19 protein-coding genes and 1 riboswitch are annotated in these 23,380 nt (G+C 57.1%); of the genes, 10 read left to right on the top strand and 9 right to left on the bottom strand.

Features of this window, described 5'->3' with window-relative positions; translation table 11 throughout:
- Positions 1-39 precede the first annotated feature (39 nt).
- The 4 genes from FDP13_RS08750 to FDP13_RS08735 all read right to left on the bottom strand — a co-directional run bounded on the left by FDP13_RS08750 (position 40) and on the right by FDP13_RS08735 (position 5,053).
- Positions 40-570, bottom strand: coding sequence for an MltR family transcriptional regulator (locus tag FDP13_RS08750; RefSeq protein WP_027710563.1), 531 nt, complete (start codon positions 568-570; stop codon positions 40-42).
- 160 nt (positions 571-730) lie between these two features.
- Complete coding sequence (locus tag FDP13_RS08745) at positions 731-1,879, bottom strand: mannitol-1-phosphate 5-dehydrogenase (RefSeq protein WP_027710562.1); 1,149 nt, start codon at positions 1,877-1,879, stop codon at positions 731-733.
- Positions 1,880-1,954: 75 nt separating this feature from the next.
- Positions 1,955-3,862 (bottom strand): PTS mannitol transporter subunit IICBA, encoded by a 1,908-nt coding sequence (locus tag FDP13_RS08740; RefSeq protein ID WP_143839230.1) that lies wholly within the window; start codon positions 3,860-3,862, stop codon positions 1,955-1,957.
- Positions 3,863-4,342: 480 nt separating this feature from the next.
- Positions 4,343-5,053, bottom strand: a complete 711-nt coding sequence (locus FDP13_RS08735; protein ID WP_012767834.1) for a DUF3053 domain-containing protein — start codon at positions 5,051-5,053, stop codon at positions 4,343-4,345.
- Between the two features lie 524 nt (positions 5,054-5,577).
- Positions 5,578-5,672: riboswitch (guanidine-I (ykkC/yxkD leader) on the top strand.
- A gap of 78 nt (positions 5,673-5,750) precedes the next feature.
- Here FDP13_RS08735 and FDP13_RS08730 point away from each other — a divergent pair.
- The 7 genes from FDP13_RS08730 (at position 5,751) to FDP13_RS08700 (ending at position 14,914) form a co-directional block, all read left to right on the top strand.
- Positions 5,751-6,806 carry a putative urea ABC transporter substrate-binding protein gene (locus FDP13_RS08730; protein WP_143839229.1) on the top strand — a complete coding sequence of 352 codons (1,056 nt, stop codon included), beginning with the start codon at positions 5,751-5,753 and terminating at the stop codon, positions 6,804-6,806.
- A gap of 16 nt (positions 6,807-6,822) precedes the next feature.
- On the top strand, positions 6,823-7,635 hold the full coding sequence (locus tag FDP13_RS08725; RefSeq protein ID WP_143839228.1) for an ABC transporter permease: 813 nt from the start codon (positions 6,823-6,825) through the stop codon (positions 7,633-7,635).
- Positions 7,636-7,662: 27 nt separating this feature from the next.
- Positions 7,663-8,442, top strand: coding sequence for an ABC transporter ATP-binding protein (locus tag FDP13_RS08720; RefSeq protein ID WP_143839227.1), 780 nt, complete (start codon positions 7,663-7,665; stop codon positions 8,440-8,442).
- 17 nt (positions 8,443-8,459) lie between these two features.
- Positions 8,460-9,179: an urea amidolyase associated protein UAAP1 gene (locus tag FDP13_RS08715; protein ID WP_143839226.1), complete on the top strand. Its 720-nt coding sequence runs from the start codon at positions 8,460-8,462 to the stop codon at positions 9,177-9,179.
- 2 nt (positions 9,180-9,181) lie between these two features.
- Entirely contained in the window at positions 9,182-9,817 is a 636-nt protein-coding gene (locus FDP13_RS08710; protein ID WP_012767829.1) for an urea amidolyase associated protein UAAP2, read from the top strand.
- A 99-nt stretch (positions 9,818-9,916) separates the two neighbouring features.
- Entirely contained in the window at positions 9,917-13,510 is a 3,594-nt protein-coding gene (gene uca / locus FDP13_RS08705; RefSeq protein WP_143839225.1) for an urea carboxylase, read from the top strand.
- Positions 13,511-13,912: 402 nt separating this feature from the next.
- A complete protein-coding gene (locus FDP13_RS08700; protein WP_143839224.1) occupies positions 13,913-14,914 on the top strand; it encodes a hypothetical protein in 1,002 nt (333 codons plus the stop codon).
- Positions 14,915-15,021: 107 nt separating this feature from the next.
- On the opposite strand, the gene glyS is transcribed toward FDP13_RS08700, so the two are convergent.
- From glyS to FDP13_RS08680, 4 genes are all read right to left on the bottom strand, one after another.
- Positions 15,022-17,091, bottom strand: coding sequence for a glycine--tRNA ligase subunit beta (gene glyS / locus FDP13_RS08695; protein ID WP_143839223.1), 2,070 nt, complete (start codon positions 17,089-17,091; stop codon positions 15,022-15,024).
- A gap of 9 nt (positions 17,092-17,100) precedes the next feature.
- A complete protein-coding gene (glyQ, locus tag FDP13_RS08690; protein ID WP_012767825.1) occupies positions 17,101-18,015 on the bottom strand; it encodes a glycine--tRNA ligase subunit alpha in 915 nt (304 codons plus the stop codon).
- Positions 18,016-18,159: 144 nt separating this feature from the next.
- Positions 18,160-18,966, bottom strand: coding sequence for a sulfite exporter TauE/SafE family protein (locus FDP13_RS08685; RefSeq protein ID WP_143839222.1), 807 nt, complete (start codon positions 18,964-18,966; stop codon positions 18,160-18,162).
- Between the two features lie 53 nt (positions 18,967-19,019).
- Positions 19,020-19,241: a hypothetical protein gene (locus tag FDP13_RS08680; RefSeq protein ID WP_143839221.1), complete on the bottom strand. Its 222-nt coding sequence runs from the start codon at positions 19,239-19,241 to the stop codon at positions 19,020-19,022.
- On the opposite strand from FDP13_RS08680, the gene FDP13_RS08675 reads away from it, so the two are divergent.
- The 3 genes from FDP13_RS08675 (at position 19,219) to ghrB (ending at position 21,750) form a co-directional block, all read left to right on the top strand.
- Positions 19,219-19,779 (top strand): DNA-3-methyladenine glycosylase I, encoded by a 561-nt coding sequence (locus FDP13_RS08675; RefSeq protein WP_012767823.1) that lies wholly within the window; start codon positions 19,219-19,221, stop codon positions 19,777-19,779. The two genes, FDP13_RS08680 and FDP13_RS08675, sit on opposite strands and share 23 nt — an antisense overlap.
- Complete coding sequence (locus FDP13_RS08670; RefSeq protein WP_143839220.1) at positions 19,776-20,231, top strand: N-acetyltransferase; 456 nt, start codon at positions 19,776-19,778, stop codon at positions 20,229-20,231. The genes FDP13_RS08675 and FDP13_RS08670 overlap by 4 nt, the downstream gene beginning before the upstream one ends.
- Positions 20,232-20,787: 556 nt before the next feature.
- Positions 20,788-21,750 (top strand): glyoxylate/hydroxypyruvate reductase GhrB, encoded by a 963-nt coding sequence (ghrB, locus tag FDP13_RS08665; RefSeq protein ID WP_033577062.1) that lies wholly within the window; start codon positions 20,788-20,790, stop codon positions 21,748-21,750.
- 72 nt (positions 21,751-21,822) lie between these two features.
- On the opposite strand, the gene FDP13_RS08660 is transcribed toward ghrB, so the two are convergent.
- The gene (locus tag FDP13_RS08660; RefSeq protein ID WP_143839219.1) at positions 21,823-23,031 is read right to left on the bottom strand and encodes an aldose 1-epimerase family protein; all 1,209 of its coding nucleotides are present in this window, start codon (positions 23,029-23,031) and stop codon (positions 21,823-21,825) included.
- Positions 23,032-23,380 lie beyond the last annotated feature (349 nt).

Below are 23,380 nucleotides of genomic sequence, written 5' to 3'. Positions count from 1 at the left end.
GAATAGGTTGCCCTGTTTTATTGCGGTGATTCGCTGAAATCAGAATGCCTTTTTCAGGCTGATGCCGGCGATAAGCTCAGTCAACGACAATACCAACGTGGAGCGCACCATCTGTTGATAACGCTGCTGTTGCATGGCCGCCAGCAGCGCATCGTCGGGATCAACGCCGGACGGCGGTATCGGCGACGGCGGCAGGCTGCTCACGCAATGCAATTCGCTGATCGGCCCCAGGATTTCGTCATCAGTAAACCGATACGCGTGCTCATCGTGGGCCAATTCTTCGCCCAACGCCATCAGCAGCTCCGTATCTTCATACTCTTTGCGGCTAATCATGCCCAGCCCGTAAATCAGCTTCAACCGCACCGACAGTTCGCCCAGCGGCCCGCTGCCGGATAACAGCGGCTCGACGGCGTACTTCACGGCATAGTCGTCTTTACGAAACGCCTGCAACATCAACAGGCTGACGGCTTCCGCCAATAATTCGACCGCCATCAGCATAAAACTTCTGACTGTCTTCGATGCATTCAGGGATTCCAGTACCCGATTTTCAAATGCCTGCGTATCGTCCATCGTCGCTTCTCGTACGTTAATTCTGCGCACAGTATTGCCCCCTGAGCGGTGGAGCGGCTGACGCCACGAGGGCATGGTTTTTCATCGCCAACGCCCTCCCTATCCAACGCACTCGATTGAAAAGCAGGGACACAGCCTGACCTGTGCCGAGACGCGCCGATTATTGCATGGCGTTATACACACTCACCGCTTTTCCGACAACCTCGCTATCAGCGTCCAGACCTGAAATCTGCGCCAGCGCAGCCTGCGGCCCCTCGGAAGCGATTAACGCCGCCAGCTCCTGCGCCTGCGGATCCTGCTCGCTACGGTAGTGCATCGCCGCGGCAATCCCCTGGATCAGATTATCGTGCGGCAGGCGGTATTCCAGCGTGCCCAGCAGTGGTTTGATCAGCCGATCGCCGGCGCTGAGTTTACGCAACGGCTGACGGCCGACGCGTTCCACCTCGTCGTGCAGCCACGGGTTTTCAAAACGGGTAAGAATTTTGCGGATATAAGCCTGATGCTTATCGGCATCAAAACCATAGCGACGAATCAGTACGGCACCGCTCTCTTCCATCGCACCCTGCACAACCTGGCGGACAGCCGGGTCCAGAATCGCATCGCGGATGGTGCCGTGCCCGGCACGCTGGCCGAGATAGGCGGTAATCGCATGGCCGGTGTTAAGGGTGAACAGCTTGCGTTCAACGAAAGCCATCAGGTTATCGGTCAGCTCCATACCAGCGATCGCCGGCGGCTCGCCGGTAAACTGGGTTTTATCCACGATCCATTCACTGAAGGTTTCCACCGTCACCGCCAGCGGGTCGGATTCACCCGCTTCGGCCGGCGGCACAATACGGTCTACCGCCGAATCCACGAAACCGACATGCTGCGCGACCCACGCCTGTGTATTCTCCGGCAGTTGCGCCAGCACATGCTGTTTGAGCTGGCTGGAGCCTCGCACCATGTTCTCGCAGGCAATGATATTTAGCGGCGACGTATTACCGCTTTCCTGACGCTTCACCAGCCCCTGAGCAATCGCCCCGGCGATCTTCGCCAGTATCTGCGGCCCCACCGCCGTCGTCACCAGGTCAACCTCGGCAATCAGTTCAACCGCCTGCGGGCTGCCGCTGTGTACCGCATTAACCTGATTGACCGTTTCCACACGCTGCTGTTCGCCGACAATCCGCACCGGATAGCTGCCACGCTGATTGATGGCATCCAGCAACGGCTGATTCACATCGGCAAACGTCAGGGCAATGCCAGCATCCGCCAGCAGCTTGCCGATAAACCCACGGCCGATATTGCCGGCCCCAAAATGTAATGCTTTCATCATGCATAACCTTACTGCTGAGATTTAACAATCCGTGAAAGAAAGCGCCGCCCGAAGGCGGCACTTTTTTATCTGTCAGGCAGGAGACTTGCCGGAGAGCAGGTCAAGGACATCCTGCACATTCTCCGTTTGAGCCAGCCGTTCTATGACTGACTCATCATCCAGCGCACTGGTGAGGTTGGTGATCACCTGCACATGTTCGTTGTTGCGAGCCGCGATACCGATGACCAGGCGGGCCACGTCATCCTCATCGTCGCCGAAGCGCACCCCTTGCGGGTACTGGCAGAACACCACGCCGGTTTTCAGTACGCGGTCCTTGGCTTCAATCGTCCCGTGCGGCACGGCGATAGACTCACCCAAATAGGTCGACGTCAGTTTCTCACGCTCCAGCATCGCATCGACATACGCCGGCTCAACATACCCGCCTTTTACCAGTTGTTCGCCGGCAAAGCGGATAGCCTGTTCTTTATCCGCCGCCTGCAAGTTCAGGAAGACGTTTTTCTCCGTCAGTTGGAACAGCGTCTGCGGCGCGGCGGCCGGTTCGACGGCTGGGGCCGCCTGAGCCGGTTTAACGCTGCCGGACTGCGCAGCCTGCAAGCGGGCCACCAAATCGTTGTACAGATGGCTATCGAGGAAGTTGGTCAGCGAAATATGCTGTGCCTGCGGTGCATGACGCATAGCGCGTTCCGTCAGGTCGCGGTGCGTAATCACCAGATCCACATCGTCCGGCAGATTATTGATGGCGCAGTTGGTCACTGAAATAGCCTGCAAACCTGCATCCTGCACTTTTTTACGCAGTACCCCGGCGCCCATCGCGCTGGACCCCATACCTGCATCGCAAGCAACGATGATTTTACGCACGGTCCCCAGATCACCGCTTACGCCGCCGACCGCCTGACCTTTGGAGGCGGATTTCATCTCCTGCATACGGCGAGTCGCCTGCTCCAGCTCGTCATCATCCTTCACTTTGCTGCTTTTCAACAGGATGGCCGACACCACAAAAGAGACCGCAAAAGCAGCGGCAATCGCCGTGATATTGGCGAAATACGCGCCTTTCGGCGTCATCGCCAGTACCGCCAGGATGGAACCCGGCGACGCCGGCGATACCAGGCCGCCATTCAGCAGGCCCAGCGTGAACACACCGGTCATACCGCCGAGAATAACGGCGATGATCAGACGCGGGTTCATCAGTACATACGGGAAGTAAATTTCATGGATCCCGCCGAGGAAGTGGATGATAGCCGCACCCGGCGCGGACTGTTTAGCGTTACCGCGGCCGAACAGCATGTATGCCATCAGCACGCCCATACCCGGACCGGGGTTAGCCTCGATCAAGAAGAAGATCGATTTGCCGGCTTCCGTCGCCTGTTGGATACCCAACGGCGAGAAGATACCGTGGTTAATGGCGTTATTCAGGAACAGAATCTTCGCCGGCTCAACGAAAATCGACGCCAGCGGCAGCAGGTTGTTCTGCACCATCAGGTGCACGCCGGCAGCCAGAATACGCGACAGCGCTTCAACTAATGGGCCGATCGCCAGGAACGACAAGACAGCCAGCAACATGCCGATGATGCCGGCGGAGAAGTTGTTGACCAGCATCTCAAAGCCGCTTTTGATTTTGCCGTCCACCGCCGCATCAAAGCGTTTGATCGCCCAGCCGCCCAACGGACCGGCAATCATGGCGCCGAGGAACATCGGAATATCAGTACCGACGACGACACCCATAGTGGTAATCGCGCCGACCACGCCGCCACGCTCCCCCCCGACCAGACGGCCGCCGGTAAAACCAATCAGCAACGGCAACAGATAGGTGATCATCGGGCCGACCAGCTTGGCCAGCGTCGCGTTAGGGATCCATCCGGTAGGAATAAACAGTGCTGTGATAATCCCCCAGGCAATAAAGGCGCCGATATTCGGCATCACCATATTGCTCAGGAAGCGGCCAAAATTCTGCACCTTGACCTTGGTATCTGGTGAGAGCATAGCGATACACCCCTTTGAAACGCGCGGCGGAAAGCGTTCGCGCGATAATTATTGATTGTTAGACAGCGTGATGACTTCCGTCGGCGTCATGAGGTCGCGTGCCGCTATTACTGTTTTATGGCGCGTCGTGAAGCGACATCCCGTGACGGCGAAAAACCCCAATAGCGTGGCCCCAAAAACCCGTTATCACAGCGGACTCTAGCACGTGATTTTCAGACCGCAACCCGAGACAAAAACGTGACCAAAATCACATAAAAAACCCACAAATCAGCCACAAATAAGTGACATGATTCACAAAAAAATAATAAAGATGGGTTATCGCTCAGAAAAAAAACAATCCACCAACGACAAAAGGTGATTAAAATCACACTTTATTGAATTGAATTTATGATGGATACGTGACTTACATCACAATATATTTTCGCATCGGCCGGTCTTCACACGAAAACCGGCCCATATCGCAAGCAGTAACAAGCGCTATTAGCGAGGCAGGAAATTCTGGGATTTGAGGGTGGTAAACAGTTTTTGCTGCTGATTAGCAATATCCGTCATCAAACTGTTGTACTGGTCCACCTGCTGCTGGGTGTGGAACTGCACGCCGTTGTTGCCAAATACCGCCTGATTGCCTTGAGCCTGTAGATAATCACCCACCTGCACAACGCTCTGCGCAAATGAGGTACTGGCCGGCACAACCGTCACCATCGCATTGGCCGGCAAAGAAACGGCGCGGTTGTAGACCTTGTCATACACCGACTGCAACTCTTCCGACTGCTTAAGCGCCTTGCGGGCGTTGTCCGCCTGGGTTTTCGCGTTCTGCACCTGCGGGCTCAGCATGTTGAGGCCGCCAAGCGCCTGGCGCAGATTATCGCGCTGCGTCATGTAATCCTGCGGTACGCGAATGCGGGATACCACATCCAGCACCGGCGTCAGACTGGCCGCCAGCGCCTGATCCAGTTGCTGGTTGAAACCGGTCATCACCGCGTAATCCTGGGTAAATCGCCCGAAGCTCTGTTTCTGCTGTTCAGTCAACGCAGGCAACTGACGCCCTTCCTGTTGTGAAACCCCCTGCAGGAAAGTGATGAACGCCTGACGTGCGTCCTTATCTTTGTCGCCGCAAGCCGACAGTTGCAATGCCATAACCAACATAACCACTGGCAGCAGCCAGCGCGAACGGTAATCCGCCAACATCATTACTACTCCTGTTTATTTTCACTACCCTGACTCGGCGGCCTTGTTTCATCACCAACGAGCCATCACCCGACGAGTCATGTCGCCATAAGCGTAACCGAACCCGCTGCCGCATGGCACAGGCGACGCCTGTTTTTTTCACCCGACAGCCTGCTCATTCATCAAGAATCACTATTCTACGCCGGATGGTGCCGTACCACCTGCAGAATCCTCTGTTCTGTTCTAGCCATGCGCGCACAGTTGCACATCATCTTGCACATAACACACCATCTTGCACATAACACACGCCATCTTGCACATAAATAGTGCACCCCGACAATGCACACTGAGCACCGAGAGCGAGACCTCCACCCGTTAACCTGCCGTCTTGCTTCATGACGAATTTTTTAATCAATTGAAAGATAAATAAAAACAAAACAAATCGCCCCCCAGAGTTCTTATCCTGCCACGCAAGCTGGCAAGTATTTTGCTTTATATCGCTGGCAGCAGGAGCGATAGCGGGCAAACCGGTGTCGCCAGACAATTTGGAAATGGGTGACTAGGGTTCCGGCTTCACTGCGCAGGTCCGAGAGTCACCGACCGCCCTCTGGCGGTTACACGGCGGGAAAAAAGCCCGGGAGGATACAGCGAGATACATGCTCGCCGCCCTCCTGCTTTTTCTTTCTTTAATGATTGCGCCCAACGTCAGAGGACATTCACCATGAAAACGATTCTACGATTACTGCTTGTTTGCGCGCTGGCGTTGTGCAGCCTCGGCATACAGGCCGCCGACAAACCCGCGTTCAAACTCTGCTGGTCTATTTATGCCGGCTGGATGCCTTGGGATTATGCCCAGCAGCACGGCATCATCAAAAAATGGGCCGACAAATACGGCATCGATATCCAGTTTGTACAGGTCAATGATTACATCGAATCGGTTAACCAATACACCTCCGGCGGTTTTGACGGCTGCGCCATGACCAACATGGACGCCCTGACCATCCCAGCCGTCGGCGGCGTAGACAGCACCGCGCTTATCGTCGGCGACTACTCAAACGGCAACGACGGTATTCTGCTCAAAGGCACCAATAACCTGAACGCGCTCAAGGGTAAGCCGATTAACCTGGTGCAGTTGTCGGTTTCGCATTACCTGCTGGCGCGGGCGCTGGAAAAGAACGGCATGAGCGAAAAGGACATCAAGGTGGTGAATACCGCCGATGCCGATCTCGTCGCGGCGTTCGGCACACCTGATGTTCAGGCCATCGTCACCTGGAACCCGTTGCTGGCGGAAGCGAAGAAACAGCCAGGCAGCCAACTGGCGTTTTCTTCCGCACAAATTCCCGGCGAGATCCTCGATTTGCTGGTGGTCAACACCGCCACGCTGAAAAAACACCCCGGGCTGGGTAAAGCGCTGACCGGCGCCTGGTATGAAACCCTGCAAGTCATGTCTGGCGACAGCGCCAACGCCCGTCAAGCCCGCACCTTCATGGGGCAAGCCGCCGGTACTGATCTGGCCGGATTTGACGAACAACTGGCCGCCACCCACCTGTTCGCAACCCCGAAACAGACGCTGGAATTCGTCCAAAACGCTCAGTTGAAAACCACCATGCAGTCTGTAGCGGAGTTCTCCTTCCGTCACGGCTTATTGGGCGAGGGCGCGCCGAGTGCCGACATAGTGGGTGTCTCCACGCCGACGGGCGTGTGGGGCAACACCGGCAACGTCAAACTGCGTTTCAGCGACGAGTTCCTGAAACTGGCTGTCGACAACAAGCTGTAATACGGGAGAACGCCGGATGCGCAAATTGATCAACTACCAGCCGTTGCCGCTGACGCGCGGGATGATGGGGTTTCTGCCGCTACTGGCGCTGTTGCTCGTCTACCTGATGGCGTCCGACGCCCGGCTGGCGGTGAATGCCGCTGACAAACTGTTGCCGGGGCTGGGCGCGATGGCACAGGCCATGCATCGCATGGCGTTTGAGCCCAACGAGCGCACCGGCGAATACCTGTTGTGGGTAGATACCGCCGCCAGCCTGCTGCGGTTGTTGACCGGCGTTGGCTTAAGCGCCGTGCTGGCGCTGGTATTCGGCCTGCTGTGCGGCGCACTGCCGGCGGTGCGGGCCGCCCTGTCGCCGCTGATCACCCTGTTTGCGTTGATCCCGCCGCTGGCGGTGCTACCAGTCCTGTTCATCGTTTTCGGGCTGGGCGAGGTCTCCAAGGTGGTGCTGATCATGGTGGGAATTACCCCATTTATCGTGCGCGACCTGCAACTCTACATCCAGAGCCTGCCGCAGGAACAACTGGTGAAAGCGCAAACCCTCGGCGGCCACAGCGGCCAGATCTTGTGGCGGGTGATCTTGCCACAGCTGATGCCGCGCTTGCTGGACGCCGTACGCCTGTCGCTCAGCTCCGCCTGGCTGTTTCTGATCGCCGCCGAAGCCATCGCCGCCACCGAGGGGCTGGGTTACCGCATCTTCCTGATGCGTCGCTACCTGGCGATGGACGTCATTCTGCCCTACGTCGCCTGGATAACCGCGCTGGCGTTTCTGCTCGACGTGCTGCTGCGGGTCGTCAGCCATCGCGGCTGGCCCTGGTATTACGCGAAATAAACCGTCGACCAGAACGCAGGAGAATCTATGTCGTTATTAACGCTAAAAAATCTCAGAAAAGAGTACGACGGTCAGGTCGTGCTGGAACGGCTCAACATCTCCGTTGAAGAGGGCGAGTTCGTCTCTATTGTCGGCGCCTCCGGCTGCGGCAAAACCACCTTTCTCAAGATGCTGCTCGGCACCGAAAGCCCTAGCAGCGGTCAATTGCTACTCGACGGCGCGCCGATGCCGCAAGAGCCGGATGAACACCGCGGCGTGGTATTCCAGCGCTACTCGGTTTTTCCTCATCTGCGGGTGGTGGAAAACGTGATGATTGGCGCGGAGTTCGCCGAAGCGCGCTGGTTTGGTCGGGTGTGGGGCACACGCCGCCGGGCGCTTCGCGACCAGGCGATGGCGATGCTGCGCCAGGTTGGGCTTGAGCAATCCGCCCAGAAGTATCCGCATCAGTTATCCGGCGGTATGCAACAACGGCTGGCGCTGGCACAGGCGTTGATCAAACGCCCGCGCATTCTGCTGCTGGATGAACCGTTCGGCGCGCTGGACCCGGGCATCCGTGCTGAAATGCACCAGTTAATCAGCCAGTTATGGCAGGAAAACCGCCTGACCATCTTCATGATCACCCACGATCTTAAAGAGGGATTTTCACTCGGGTCACGTCTGTGGGTGTTCGACAAACTCCGTCAGGACCCACAAGCGCCGGACGCGTTTGGCGCCAGCATCACCTATGACCTTCCGCTGGATCGTGCGCCTGCCAGCGTGCGGGCCTCGGTGGGAGAACTGATTGATGGGCGGCGATATGTCGCCTGACCAGAAGGAATCACACCATGAATGATCATTATCAGACTGAACTGCCCGCCGGGTCGCACTGGTCGCTGGTCATGCGCCGCGGCACTGCGCTACACCTGACCGACATCGAAGGCGGCGCCAACGTCGGTATGCTGTTCTACAACCCGGAAAATCCGCTGGAGCGCTATAACGCACCGGATACGCTCAAATGCCAGCACACGTTTCGTCTAACCGCCGGGCACTGCCTGTATTCGGATATGGGACGCATTTTCTGCGGCATCGAAACCGACGGTTTCGGCTGGCATGACACCGTGTGCGGCACCGCCAATGCCCAGCAGGTGGCACGTCAGTTCGGCGAGTTGAACTACCAGCAGGCCCGTAACGACCGCCATCAAAACGGTTACGACGGCTTTCTGGTGGAACTGGCGAAATACGGTCTCGGCAAGCGCGACATGGCCGCCTGCGTCAACTTTTTCGCCCATGTCGGCAGCGACGACAACGGTAACCTGCGGCTTGAGCAACAAGGCAAACCCGGCGCCGGCGTCACACTGCGTTTCGCCATGGATACGCTGGTGATTCTGCACACCTGCCCGCACCCGCTCAGTACCGCCGCCGACTATCCGCGTCACCCGGTGCGCCTGACGCTGGATCAGCAGCGTGCGCCGCTGCCGGACATCTGCCTGGCACGTCCGGAAAACCGGCGCGGGCTGCGCAACAACACGCTTTACTATCTGGCTGAACAACCACAAGGAGTCTGAACATGATAAAGACCAGTCAACGCGACCCCGCCACAGCGGTTTACCGCGCCACCGTTCAGGCCGGCGACTACTGGCTTCACCGTCTCGAAGCCGGTCAAACGCTGCGCATCACCGACCTCGAAGGCAATCAGGCCGCCGATACGTTGTTCTACAATGCCGACGATACCGCCGAACGCTACAGCATGAGCGACACCCTGCGCGGTCAACGCAACGTGTTTCTCACCACCGGCAGCGTGCTGCGCTCCAATGAAGACCGCCCGATGCTGGAAATCGTGGCGGACACCTGCGGCCGTCACGATACGCTTGGCGGCGCCTGCGCCACCGAGAGCAACACGGTACGTTACGACCTGGAAAAACGCCACATGCACGCCTGCCGCGACAGCTGGATGCTGGCGGTGGCGCAACACCCGGAATACCGCCTGACTAAACGCGACATCACCCACAACATCAATTTCTTTATGAACGTGCCGGTCACCCCGGACGGCGGGCTGACCTTTGCCGACGGTATCTCCGCACCGGGGAAATACGTGGAGATGGTCGCCAAAATGAATGTACTGGTGCTGATCTCCAATTGTCCGCAACTGAATAACCCCTGCAACGGCTACAACCCCACACCGATCGATATCGCCGTCTGGTAAATAAGGCGAAAGACACACATCGGGAACAGCGACGCGCGGGACGACCCGCAACACGCGTCCAGAACAGCGCAGGACGACCTGCCCGTAAGAGACTCGGTCATGTTTGAGCGTGTATTGATTGCCAACCGTGGCGCTATTGCAGTGCGTATCATCCGCACCCTGAAAAAAATGGGCGTGAAAGCCATCGCGGTTTACGCCGAAGCGGACCGTCATTCACAACACGTGCGTCAGGCGGATGAAGCCTGGCCGCTAGGCGATGGCCCGGTGCGCGATACCTACCTGAATCAGGACAAATTACTGCACATCGCCGCTCAATGCGGTGCGCAGGCTATTCACCCCGGCTACGGCTTTTTGAGCGAAAACGCCGGTTTTGTTACCCGCTGTGAACAGGTTGGCCTGATATTTCTCGGCCCGACCGTGGCGCAGATGACCGCGTTCGGCCTCAAACATCAGGCGCGGGCGCTGGCACAACACAACGACGTGCCGTTGCTGCCCGGCAGCGGCCTGCTCACTTCGCTGGACAGCGCCTGCGAACAGGCACAGCGCATCGGTTATCCGGTGATGTTAAAGAGCACCGCGGGCGGCGGCGGCATCGGTATGCAGCGCTGCAATGACGAAGACCAGTTAATCGATGCGTTTACCCGCGTGAAGCGACTGGCAGGCAACAATTTTGCCGATGACGGCGTATTTCTGGAAAAATTCATCGCTCAGGCCCGTCACATCGAAGTGCAGGTATTCGGCGACGGCCAGGGCAACGTGATAGCCCTTGGCGAGCGCGACTGCTCCGCCCAGCGTCGCAACCAGAAAGTGATTGAGGAAACGCCGGCTCCCCACCTGAGCGACGGCGTCCGTGCCGAACTGCAGGCTACCGCCATCCGGTTATGTCGGGCGGTTAACTACCGCAGCGCAGGCACGGTAGAGTATGTGTACGACGAGAGCAGCAAACAGTTCTGGTTTCTCGAGGTCAACACCCGTTTGCAGGTCGAGCACGGCGTCACCGAGCTGGTGTACGGCGTCGATATCGTGCAATGGATGGTGGAGCTGGGCGCGGGTTGCCTGCCGCCGCTTGATACGCTCATCACCCCCCCTCGCGGTCACGCCATTCAGGTACGGTTATACGCTGAAGACCCGGCCAAACAGTTCCAGCCATGCGCCGGCTTACTGAGTCACGTCGCTTTTCCAGACGCGCTGCCCGGCCTGACCCTGCGCATCGACCACTGGCTGGACAGCGGCAGCGAAGTGTCGCCGTTCTATGACCCAATGCTGGCAAAAATTATCGTGCACGGCGACAGCCGCGACGCTGCCCTCGACGGTATGGCGCAAGCGCTGGACGCCACATCGTTGTACGGCATCGAAACCAATCTTGACTGGCTACGCCACCTGCTGACCCTGCCGACGGTCAGACGCGGAGAAATCATCACTGCGACGCTGGGCGGCGTAGTCTGGCAACCGGCGACGCTGGATGTCCTTGGCGGCGGCACGCTCACCACCGTGCAGGATGTCCCCGGCCGCACCGGTTACTGGCACGTCGGCGTGCCGCCTTCCGGCCCGTTCGACACCCGCTCCTTCCGGCTCGGCAACCAGTTGCTGGGCAACGCGCCGGACGCCGCCGGACTGGAGATCACCCTGCGTGGGCCGACGCTGCGTTTCAACCACGATTGTGCATTCGTGGTGACCGGCGCCATCATCGGCATCCGGCTGGATAACGCCCCGCTCGATGGTGGGCGAATTCACTATGCCCGTACCGGTCAAACGCTCACGCTCGGTGATGTTCAGGGTGCCGGTTGCCGCAGCTACCTGTTGCTGGCGGGCGGTCTGGCCTGCCCGGCTTATCTGGGCAGCCGCAGCACGTTCACGCTCGGCAAGTTCGGCGGCCATGCCGGGCGGGCGTTACGCGCCGGCGATGTACTGCATCTGGCCGCCCCGGCGCTGCCAGCCACAGACGTCGCTCTGCCGGCACCCGACTGGAGCGCACACTGGGCGTTACGGGTGATTTATGGTCCGCACGGCGCACCGGACTATTTTACCCCGCAAGACATCGACACCTTCTTCGCCGCGGACTGGCAGGTGCATTACAACTCCAGCCGCACCGGTATTCGGCTGATTGGCCCCAAACCCCAGTGGGCACGAACCGACGGCGGTGAAGCCGGTATGCACCCGTCCAATATCCACGACAACGCCTACGCCTTCGGCACGGTAGACTTCACCGGCGATATGCCGGTTATTCTGGGGCCGGACGGCCCATCGCTGGGCGGTTTCGTCTGCCCGGCTACAGTGATCCACGCCGATTTGTGGAAACTCGGCCAGCTCAAAGCAGGCGACAGTGTCCGTTTTATTCCGGTGACGCCGGAACAAGCGGACGAACTGGCGCGCGCGGCGGAATCCGCCATCACCGCCGGTCTTCCAGTCACGGAACCAACCATCGTACCCCATCGCCCGTCGCCCGTTTTGTACCAACGCCCCGCACAAGACGAGCGACCATCGGTGACCTGCCTCGCCGCCGGCGACCGCTTCCTGTTAGTCGAATACGGCGAGCACCGGTTGGATATCGCCCTGCGTTTTCGCGTGCACGCGCTGATGCAGTGGCTGGAACAGCATCCATTGCCGGGCGTGCAGGAGCTGACGCCGGGTATCCGCTCGCTGCAAATCCATTTCGATAGCCTGCACTGCCCGCGCAGCGCGCTGCTGGCGCACCTGCAACAAGCAGACGACGCACTCGGCGACTTGCAGCACGCCGCCGTGCCCTCCCGCACTGTCTGGCTACCGCTCAGTTGGGACGATGATGCCTGCCGCGAAGCCATCACCCGCTATACCCAATCGGTCAGGCCCGGCGCCCCCTGGTGCCCCAGCAACATCGAATTCATCCGCCGTATCAACGGGCTGGATTCGGTAGAGCAGGTCAAAGACATCGTATTCGACGCCCGCTACCTGGTGATGGGGTTGGGCGACGTCTACCTCGGCGCCCCGGTCGCCACCCCGCTCGACCCGCGTCACCGCCTGGTCACCACCAAGTACAACCCGGCCCGTACCTGGACGGCGGAAAACTCGGTCGGCATCGGCGGCGCGTATCTGTGTGTATACGGCATGGAAGGCCCCGGCGGCTATCAGTTCGTTGGCCGCACGTTACAGATGTGGAACCGCGATCGACAAACCGACGCTTTTCGTCAGCCCTGGTTGCTGCGCTTCTTCGATCAGATTCGCTTTTATCCGGTCAGCGCACAGGAACTGCTGACAATTCGTGAACGCTTTCCGTGGGGAGATTATCCGTTACGGATTGAAGACGGGGAGTTTCGCCTCGCCGATTACCAGCGGAGTCTGGCGGAACAGCAACCGGCGATAGACGCGTTTCAGCAACAACGCCAGCAGGCATTCGACGAAGAGCTGGCACGCTGGCGCGCCGACGGCCAGTTCACCTTCGACAGCAGCCTGCAGGAAATCGCTCCCGACGATGAGGTGATCCCTGCTAACGGTTACGGCGTGGAAAGCCAGGTGGCAGGCAGCGTATGGCAGTGGCTGGCCACCCCTGGCGACAACGTCGCCGCCGGGCAAATCGTCGGTATTCTGGAATCGATGAAAATGGAGATCCCGATTACGGCACCGGTCGCCGGCATTATCCACAAGATGTACCGTCAGGCGGGGCAGCAGGTGCAGGCCGGGCAGTTACTGATGGTGATCGAACCGGCTGACGCCTGATATCGTTATTTTGTCGTTTACCCGGCCGGCCCATACCGGCCGGGTATTTTTATGCGCAATAACGGTAACGATGTTCATGACGGGACTCAGGCAGGGCAATGTTTTGCGGGAAGCCATATCAGGGGAAAGCGGCGGCAACTAATAAGGCCGGTAGATCCGTCGTGACATTTAGTGCTATATTCCCACGAAGTTTAGAATTTAGTATTACTCTTATACCCTAAATAATTCGAGTTGCGTGTTGAATCCCCAGCAAGCCAGTGACCGGGGTGAGCGGCAGATCGGCATGAGCCGAGTAAGAAAGCCAACGCACCCGCAACTTGAAGTATGCCGGGTATAGCAGGATGTGGGATACACCAACCGCATCAGAACGAATAATAAAAATGATCCTGAGGTTAACGCATAATGCGGTTATTATTTATTTGCCCGGATTGGGCTAATTTGGCCACACCTATCGTGACGGAGATGAAACGGCAGGGTCACGATGTGATTCATATTGATCATTGCGATCTGTCAACATTTAGCTATTTTGATTCACGTCACCGCATCGTCGCAAAGATTTATAAAACCATAACCGGAAAAAATTACAAACGGCTGGTGCTTGATAATCAAATAAAATTGGGTCTGCACAATTTCTTTATCGGCAGAGAACCGTTTGATGCGATTATTATGACGGAACCCAAGCTGTTCAATAAACAGCATCTGGAAATATTACGTCGGCATGGAAAAAAGCTTGTCGCCACATTGTGGGATGGACTGAAAAAAGCACCGAGCAACGGCTTGCACCTCAGTGAATTCGATCATGTACTCAGTTTTGACAGTGAAGACTGCGAACAATTTCACTTTGCCAAAATCACCAATTACCTTGATCCAACCTGGAAAAGTACCATGCCTTATCAAGCATGTGAGTATGATATTTTTTCCATTATGAGTTTCACGCAGGAGAGATACCGGCAAGTCATCCATTTTCTTGATAAAAACCCTGATATCAAATCAAATATTATTTTTTATGTCGGGGACGCAGGAAAACCGAAGTATATAAAAGATAACAGAATAAAAACATCAGAAAAATTACTGCTGGGTGCTGAACTGGCCCATGAAATTAATAACTCCAGAGCAATTCTGGATATCCTGCAAGGCCAACAAACGGGGTTATCATTTCGCGCTTATGAATCGATGGCCTATCAGCGAAAATTAATTACCACCAATCCCCATATTATTGATTACGATTTTTATAACCCACAGAATATATGCATTCTGGATCAGGATGAATATATTCAACCCGAATTTTTCCATACGCCTTACCAACCTGTACCGGAAAATATCTATCAGCAATACACACTTTGCACATGGGTAGAAAAAGTCATTCAGGAAATATCAAACAACGCCGAACAGACTCACGTTTAACAATACGTAGGTCAACGGAACGCAATGATAAGGCAATAAAAAGAAAGCCTCCGAAACGGAGGCTTTGCATGTACAGTACACTCTCTGCGTTTATTATTTGTGTGCAATTACTGCAACACTGAAATATCCGCGACTTTCAGGAACAGGTTACGCAGTTCGTTGAGCAGCGTCAGGCGGTTGATACGCACCTGTGCGTCATCGGCGTTGACCATCACCTTATCGAAGAAGTTATCGACTGACTCACGCAACTGTGCCAGTTCCGCCAGCGCTTCCTGATAACGGCCCTCGGCAAACCACGGTGCCAGCTTGCTGGTCAGCGCGGTAACGTAGGTCGCCAGCTGGATTTCCTCGTTCTCTTTCAGCAACGCCGCCTGCACGCTGTCGTTCAGCGTTTCGGTGGACTTAGCCAGAATGTTGGACACGCGCTTGTTGGCGGCGGCCAGCGCTTCGGCTTGCTCCAGTGTACGGAAGTGGCTCACCGCTTTCACGCGGGCATCGAAATCCGCCGGGCGAGTCGGGCGACGCGCCAGCACCGCCTGAATGGTATCCACGCTGTGGCCTGCTTCCTGATACCAGGCGCGGAAACGGCCCAACATGAACTCGATGACATCATCGACCACGTTGGCGTTAGTCAGCTTGTCGCCGTACAAACGCACCGCTTCTTCAGTCAGGGTTTGCAAGTCCAGCGGCAGGCGTTTTTCCACGATGATGCGCAGTACGCCCAGCGCCGCACGGCGCAACGCGAACGGGTCTTTATCGCCTTTCGGGTGCTGACCGATGCCGAAAATCCCCGCCAGCGTATCCATCTTGTCGGCGATCGCCAGCGCACAGGCTACCGCGGAAGACGGCAGTTCATCACCGGCAAAGCGCGGCTGATACTGCTCGTTCAGCGCTACCGCCACGTCTTCGGCTTCGCCGTCGTGACGGGCGTAGTGCATCCCCATCACACCCTGGGTGTCGGTGAATTCAAACACCATGTTGGTCATCAGGTCGCATTTAGACAGCAGGCCCGCGCGTTTGGCATGATTGACATCGGCGCCGATCTGCCCGGCTACCCAACCGGTCAGTGCCGCAATACGATCGGTTTTATTGCGCAGCGTGCCCAGCTGTTGCTGGAACAACACGGTTTCCAGACGCGGCAGATGATCTTCCAGGCGTTTTTTACGGTCGGTATTGAAGAAGAATTCGGCGTCGGCCAGACGCGGGCGCACCACCTTCTCGTTACCGGCGATGATCTGTTGCGGGTCTTTCGATTCAATGTTGGCGACGAAGATGAAATTCGGCAGCAGCTTGCCGGCATTGTCGTAAACCGGGAAGTATTTCTGGTCGCCTTTCATGGTGTACACCAGCGCTTCTGCCGGCACCGCCAGGAATTTCTCTTCAAATTTCGCCGTCAGCACCACCGGCCATTCCACCAGCGAGGTGACTTCTTCCAGCAAGCTGTCGCTCAAGTCGGCATTGCCGCCAATCTTGCGCGCCGCGTCTTCGGCGTCGGCTTTGATTTTGGCTTTACGCGCCTCGTAATCGGCGAGCACCTTGCCGCGCTCCAGCAGAATCTGCGGGTACTGGTCGGCGTTATCGATGGTGAATTCCGGCTCGCCCATAAAGCGGTGGCCGCGAATCACGCGGGCGGAATCGATGCCCAACACGGTGCCGGGGATCAGTTCATCACCCAACAGCAGCGTCACGGTGTGTACCGGGCGCACAAACTGGGTGTCGTTATCACCCCAGCGCATCAGTTTCGGGATCGGCAGCTTCGCCAGCGCGGTACTGACCATACCCGGCAGCAGCGTCTGCGCCGCCTCACCTTTTACCTGCGCGCGGAACAGCAGCCATTCGCCCTTGTCGGTAGTCAGGCGTTCAGCCTGCTCGACGGTGATACCGCAACCACGCGCCCAACCTTCGGCCGCTTTGGTCGCTTTACCTTCAGCATCAAACGCCTGCGCGATGGCCGGGCCACGTTTTTCCACTTCCCTGTCCGGCTGGGATGCACTCAAACCGGTCACTTTCAGCGCCAGACGGCGCGGCGCGGCAAACCAACCGACCGACTGATAACCCAGCCCGGCGGCATCCAGTTCAGCGGTAAAGTTGGCGGCAAAAGCTTCCGCCAGCGTACGCAAAGCTTTCGGCGGCAGCTCTTCGGTGCCGATTTCCACCAAAAATGTCTTGTCTGTCATCGCTGCCTCTCAGCTCTGTTTACGATTGCACATCGGGAAGCCCAGCGCCTCGCGGGAGGCATAGTAGGCTTCCGCCACCGCTTTGGTCAGGGTACGAATCCGCAGGATGTAGCGCTGACGTTCGGTCACGGAAATGGCTTTACGCGCGTCCAGCAGGTTGAAGCTGTGGGCGGCTTTCAGAATGCGCTCGTAAGCAGGCAGCGGCAGCGGTTTTTCCAGCGCCAGCAATTGCTGGGCTTCTTTTTCGTACTGCTCGAAGCAGGTAAACAGGAAATCCACATCGGCGTATTCGAAGTTGTAGGTGGACTGCTCCACTTCGTTTTGATGGAACACGTCGCCGTAGGTGGTTTTACCCAACGGGCCGTCGCTCCACACCAGGTCGTAGACGCTGTCCACGCCCTGAATGTACATCGCCAGACGTTCCAGACCGTAGGTTATCTCGCCGGTCACCGGTTTGCACTCCAGGCCGCCCACCTGCTGGAAATAGGTGAACTGGGTGACTTCCATCCCGTTCAACCACACTTCCCAGCCCAGTCCCCAGGCACCCAGCGTCGGGTTTTCCCAGTTATCTTCCACGAAACGAATATCGTGAATGGTCGGGTCCATCCCCAGTTCTTTCAGCGAACCGAGGTACAGTTCCTGAATGTTGTCCGGCGACGGCTTAATGATTACCTGAAACTGGTAGTAATGTTGCAGGCGGTTGGGGTTCTCACCGTAGCGGCCGTCGGTAGGACGGCGAGACGGTTGCACATAAGCGGCGGCGATCGGCTCCGGGCCAAGCGCGCGCAGGCAAGTCATAGGGTGAGAAGTGCCGGCACCGACTTCCATGTCCAACGGTTGGACAATAGTGCAGCCCTGACGCGCCCAGTAATCCTGTAACGTCAGGATCAGGCCCTGAAAGGTCTTGGTATCAAACTTTTGCATGTTGGATTCGCACGCGATACAAGTGGTTTTTACAATGAAGCCGCCAGTATACCCTCTGAGTGCAAGATATACAGCCAGAATGCGGCAACAACTTAAGCCGCATAACTCTGTAGCCGGGTTTTCCTTCCGGTTCCCGCGTCGCGATCACCCCGCAAACACGGTATGCAGCATTTTCAGGCTCAACAGCAGCAACAATCCGGCAAACGCTTTTTTCAAGGTGGCGACCGGCAAGCGATGCGCCAGCCGCGCGCCCACCGGCGCGGTGAAGAAACTGACCGCCGAGATCAACGCCACCGCCGGTAACGAAACATAACCGACGCTGAACGCAGGCAGGCCGGTAGCGGACCAGCCGTTGATCATGTAGCCCAGCGCGCCGGAGAGAGCAATCGGCAAGCCGACCGCCGCCGACGTGCCGATCGCCTGCTGAATACGTACGTTGCACCAGGTGAGAAACGGCACGGTGAGCGAGCCGCCGCCAATCGCCACCAGCGCGGAAATACCGCCGATAGTCAGCCCGGCCAGCGACATGCCCGGCACACCCGGCAACTGGCGGTTGGGTTTGGGCTTGATGTTCAGCACCATTTGCAGCGAGACATAGGCCATAAAGCAGGAAAAGAAAATCGCCAGCGCGCGAGTCGGCAGCAGCGCCGCCAGCCAGGTAGCGGCGAAGGTCCCGACCAGAATCGCCGGCGTGATACGCCATACCACCGTCCACAGCACCGCCTGATGTTGATGGTGGGTGCGCAGGCTGGAGATGGCGGTGATCACAATCGCCGCCATCGACGTACCCAGCGCCAGATGCACCAGATGCGCCGTTTCCACGCCCTGCGCGGCAAACAACGCCGTCAACACCGGTACCATGATGCCGCCGCCGCCAATCCCCAGTAACCCGGCCATAAATCCCACCACGGTGCCCAGCGCCAGATAGGCCAGCATCCACTCGATCCCCATTATCGTCCCCTGTTACTTATGCTCATCGTCGTTTTTTTAATTTGATTCCAGTGTCATGTTACATACAGCCCTGTCTGGCCGGGGTTGCATCGCATCGCACTTAGGCTGATGATCGCCTCACCACGCGGGTGGCGGGTGAGGTGCTGAAACCGGCCATCATCAATACCAACAATGCCGGCGGATAACAATGTTTGTAATAACGGCGTCTGTAATAACGGCGTCTGTAATAACAACCGGGGGAAGGAGAAGAGGATGACGCGCTGTGGTTGGGTCACGCAGGATACGTTGTATCAGGATTATCACGACAACGAGTGGGGAAAACCCTGCACCGATAGCCGTGCGCTGTTCGAACTGCTTTGTCTGGAAGGCCAGCAAGCCGGGCTGTCGTGGATAACCGTGCTGAAAAAACGCGAGCACTACCGCCACTGTTTCCACGGATTTGATCCGCACCGGGTGGCGGCCATGACCGATGACGATGTGAACCGGCTGGTGCTGGACCCCGGCATCATCCGCCATCGTGGGAAAATTGAGGCCGTCATCCGCAATGCCCGCGCCTGGCTGACGATGCAACAACAAGGGGAAGACTTTGCCGCTTTTATCTGGTCCTTCGTCAACCATCAGCCGGTGATCAATCACCCAGCGTCGCTGGCCGACGTGCCCGCAAAAACCGCCGTGTCGGACGCCATGTCCAAGGCGCTGAAAAAACGCGGGTTTACCTTCATCGGCTCCACTATCTGCTACGCCTTCATGCAGGCCGCCGGGCTGGTAAACGACCATACTACCGACTGTTGCCGCCATCCGGAGGCGTCATGATTCGACCTTACCGGCCGCAAGACCTGGAGCCGCTGGTACGGCTATGGCGAGAAAGCACTACGCTGGCACACCCGTTTATCGCGCCGCGCTATTGGCAGGAAAGCGAAGAGCTGGTGCGCGGCCACTACATTCCCCACTCGCAAACCTGGGTTTATGAGCGCAGTCAGGGCATCGGCGGTTTTATCAGCGTGATGGATCAACGCTTTATCGGCGCGTTGTTTGTGCACCACAGCCTGTATGGTCAAGGGGTCGGTGCGGCGCTGATGCAACATATTCAGCACCGCTTTCCGATGCTCAGCCTGGAGGTATACCAACAGAACCATCGCGCCTGCGCCTTTTACCGCAAACAGGGATTCACTACCGTGCAGGAAAATTACCAGCACGAAACCCAGTCACGCTTATTGATCATGCACTGGCAAGATCAGGCGTTGCTCGCCTCCGTTCTCTCCTGAACTCGCATTGGGTTACGGGAAAACGCCCCAGCCTCAACGTACCCGGCATGGTTGCATTATCACCAAAAAATGATACTTTATAACATAACACTCACCCCGCCAGGGTGAGTGCCTCTCATCTCATCTTTGATTTATCGTGCCGTTGATTCCAGTCAATACCAGGGTTTTTAGCAGGAGCGCGCCTTCTGGCCCATCAGAGGGCGCGCTGCCTGACTTGCAGTCTCCGGCCATGTCGCCCATCATGCCTGAAGCAGGCAGTGTGCCCCGTTACGCAATAGTGAACCATATCTGATTGTTTACTATGGTATTTTATTGAACCCTCTATACCCAAAATAATTCGAGTTGCAGGAAGGCGGCAAGAGAGAGAATCCCGATGAGCTTACTCAGGTAAGTGATTCGGGTGAACGAACGCAGCCAACACACCTGCAACTTGAAGTATGACGGGTATAAATCTTTCTGGGCAATGACACGGCAACAGCCCGGCCGCGATATGCGAAGCTAACGGAATCACCTGCGTTTAAACATAACCGTCGTTTTAATCAGCCGGAGTGAACTGATGAAACCTGAAGTCATCCTCTACAAAAAGATCCCTGACGATTTATGCCGAAAACTGGCACAGCACGTTACCCTTTCCGTATTTGATGGCCTGCCGCCTGCCGACCATCCGGTATTGGCGCGTGCCGAGGGATTGATTGGGGCCGGGCATACCGTCAGCCGGGACTATCTGTCTCATCTGCCGAAACTGCGTGCGGTATCCACCGTATCCGTGGGTTACGACAACATTGACCTTGGCGCGCTGAACGAGAAGAAAGCGTTGCTGATGCATACCCCAACGGTACTAACCGAAACGGTGGCGGATACCGTGTTGACGCTGATGTTGATGACTGCCCGCCGGGCGATGGAATCCGCCGAACGGGTGAAAGCCGGTGAGTGGACGCGCAACATCGGTGAAGAGTGGTTCGGCATTGATGTTCACCACAAAACCATCGGTATTCTGGGGATGGGGCGCATCGGTCTGGCGGTGGCGCAACGGGCGCACTTTGGTTTCGGTATGCCGGTTATCTACCACGCTCGTCGACGTCATGAGGCGGCGGACACCCGTTTCAACGCCCGCCACTGCGATCTTGATACCCTGCTGGCGGAGTCGGATTTTCTGTGCATTACCCTGCCGCTGACGCCGGAAACCCATCACCTGATCGGTAAAGCGCAACTGGCGAAGATGAAATCCAGCGCCATTCTGATCAACATCGGTCGCGGCCCGGTGGTGGATGAACAGGCGCTGATCGAGGCATTGACTGAGGGTACTCTGCACGCCGCCGGTCTGGATGTGTTCGAGAAAGAGCCGCTATCGGTGGACTCACCGCTGCTGAAGTTGCCCAATGTGGTTGCGCTGCCGCACATCGGCTCCGCCACCCATGAAACCCGCTACAACATGGCGGCCTGCGCGGTGGATAACCTGATCGCCGCCCTGAACGGCAACGTTAAAGAAAACTGCGTTAATCCAGGCGTGCTGAAGTAATTCAGCGCGCTAATTGACGCTTCCTCCTTCCCGAAATCAGGAAGGAGGATTCTCTCGCGAAGAGCGATGTGATTACTCCACCGCGATCGGTTTCTCAGTCAGCGTCGTGGTGCGGTCACCCTGAATCGCTTTCACTTTCTGCTCGGTTTGTTGTACCGCCGCCGGGCTGCTCAGCAGGCTGTAAGTCAGCTCAAACGTAGTGCTTTGGCCGGGTTGCAGTTTCTTCACCCGCCCTTGCTGGCGCTCAATCGTGACCGGGTAGGCGTAGTTAGTGCCGGGCTCAATGCCGGTGACGTAGCCCTGTTTCAGGGTATCGGTGTTTTTCCACAGCGTCAGCAGCGGCAACTGATGGGTATCAAAGGCGATGGACACCCCCTTGTCGCCGGCGCGATTCACCAGCGCGGCCAGCGTCTTACCGTCTTTATCCGCGTACGGCGTCATGTTAAACACCATCTCGTCGAAGCCTTTGGTCGGCCCTTTATACGTCTGCCAACTTTTCAGACCGGCTTTGGCGTAGTCATTGAACGGTGAAATCTCTTTTACCGGCGCCAGGAAACGTGCGCCCTCTTCCAAAATCGGCGTACCGAAATTGCTGTGGTAGATGATCTGGTAGTCGCGCGCGTAATCCGACTTATTGGTCAGCACGTCATGAATGGTAAACGACTCACTGCCCGGCACGTAACGCAGTTCAGTCCAGGTTTCGAGGTTGGATTTCTTAAAACTGTTTTCCTTCAGCAAACCGCGCACCGTGATGGTGTACGGCGCTTTATCGCTGACATCCACCATCACTTTTGACGCCGACGTATTGCCGGCGCGGCCATGCAGGGTGTAAATCATGCCGTCGCTGGTGACCGGATGGCCGGTCCACTCATAGCCGCAGCGCACCATCATTTCATTGAAACCTTCCAGCCAACCCAGCCCGTTACGGCCTTCCAGTGTGATGGTATTCGGGTTGACCACCTCATCCACCGGCGAATCCCAGCCCAGCCGGATGTTTTTACCGGTCACATGCAGTAAATCCATGCCGCGCGTCGGGCTGAGGGTAATTTGCAGCCCGTTCGGACTGGTGATGGTGAGAATTTTACTGCCTTCCTGACGCCCGCCGTGCAGCACTTTCTGCTCGATGCTGAAGCGCTGATCCTTGATCTTCAGCGCGTCGCTGCTGATCTGCCAGTTGCCTTTCTCGGTGCTGCTTTCAACGTCCGTCAGCACGAAAGTTTGAGCCGATGCCTGCCAGGAAACCAGCGCCAAAGCGATACTTATTGCCAGTACATTTTTCATCCCATTCGTCCTTTTAGCTGAATTGATTAAGCCTGTGGAGCTAAAAGACTACAAATCCGGCCGATGGGAGAATGTGACTGCAATCACCAGATAACCAACGGCCTTTTTTTCACATCAGATTTGCATGATTCATCACAATCTATTTAAGTATCGCTAACGATTTTGCATAAAAAACGCGATCAAGATCAGATAAAAGCTGACGCATGTTCAGCTTTCTGCGCCTTTCAGAAAGAAGAGGCTGAAGCGGCAAATCAATATTTCAGAGTAATACTCCGCCATAACAAAAATATATAGTTAAAAACAAGGTGATGGTATTTCCGCCGTGATTGCACCGGCACGGCACGCACGC

Source organism: Dickeya sp. ws52 (assembly GCF_007210685.1).
Taxonomy (GTDB): domain Bacteria; phylum Pseudomonadota; class Gammaproteobacteria; order Enterobacterales; family Enterobacteriaceae; genus Dickeya; species Dickeya chrysanthemi.
The sequence above is the reverse complement of the archived record's forward strand: the minus strand, read 5'-3'. Positions and strand labels throughout refer to the sequence as shown.

Bases quoted from the DNA above. Each gene is read 5' to 3' on its own strand.
- FDP13_RS08750 (WP_027710563.1), bottom strand. From the start codon at position 570: ATGGACGATACGCAGGCATTTGAAAATCGGGTACTGGAATCCCTGAAT.
- FDP13_RS08745 (WP_027710562.1), bottom strand. From the start codon at position 1,879: ATGAAAGCATTACATTTTGGGGCCGGCAATATCGGCCGTGGGTTTATC.
- FDP13_RS08740 (WP_143839230.1), bottom strand. From the start codon at position 3,862: ATGCTCTCACCAGATACCAAGGTCAAGGTGCAGAATTTTGGCCGCTTC.
- FDP13_RS08735 (WP_012767834.1), bottom strand. From the start codon at position 5,053: ATGATGTTGGCGGATTACCGTTCGCGCTGGCTGCTGCCAGTGGTTATG.
- FDP13_RS08730 (WP_143839229.1), top strand. From the start codon at position 5,751: ATGAAAACGATTCTACGATTACTGCTTGTTTGCGCGCTGGCGTTGTGC.
- FDP13_RS08725 (WP_143839228.1), top strand. From the start codon at position 6,823: ATGCGCAAATTGATCAACTACCAGCCGTTGCCGCTGACGCGCGGGATG.
- FDP13_RS08720 (WP_143839227.1), top strand. From the start codon at position 7,663: ATGTCGTTATTAACGCTAAAAAATCTCAGAAAAGAGTACGACGGTCAG.
- FDP13_RS08715 (WP_143839226.1), top strand. From the start codon at position 8,460: ATGAATGATCATTATCAGACTGAACTGCCCGCCGGGTCGCACTGGTCG.
- FDP13_RS08710 (WP_012767829.1), top strand. From the start codon at position 9,182: ATGATAAAGACCAGTCAACGCGACCCCGCCACAGCGGTTTACCGCGCC.
- uca (WP_143839225.1), top strand. From the start codon at position 9,917: ATGTTTGAGCGTGTATTGATTGCCAACCGTGGCGCTATTGCAGTGCGT.
- FDP13_RS08700 (WP_143839224.1), top strand. From the start codon at position 13,913: ATGCGGTTATTATTTATTTGCCCGGATTGGGCTAATTTGGCCACACCT.
- glyS (WP_143839223.1), bottom strand. From the start codon at position 17,091: ATGACAGACAAGACATTTTTGGTGGAAATCGGCACCGAAGAGCTGCCG.
- glyQ (WP_012767825.1), bottom strand. From the start codon at position 18,015: ATGCAAAAGTTTGATACCAAGACCTTTCAGGGCCTGATCCTGACGTTA.
- FDP13_RS08685 (WP_143839222.1), bottom strand. From the start codon at position 18,966: ATGGGGATCGAGTGGATGCTGGCCTATCTGGCGCTGGGCACCGTGGTG.
- FDP13_RS08675 (WP_012767823.1), top strand. From the start codon at position 19,219: ATGACGCGCTGTGGTTGGGTCACGCAGGATACGTTGTATCAGGATTAT.
- FDP13_RS08670 (WP_143839220.1), top strand. From the start codon at position 19,776: ATGATTCGACCTTACCGGCCGCAAGACCTGGAGCCGCTGGTACGGCTA.
- ghrB (WP_033577062.1), top strand. From the start codon at position 20,788: ATGAAACCTGAAGTCATCCTCTACAAAAAGATCCCTGACGATTTATGC.
- FDP13_RS08660 (WP_143839219.1), bottom strand. From the start codon at position 23,031: ATGAAAAATGTACTGGCAATAAGTATCGCTTTGGCGCTGGTTTCCTGG.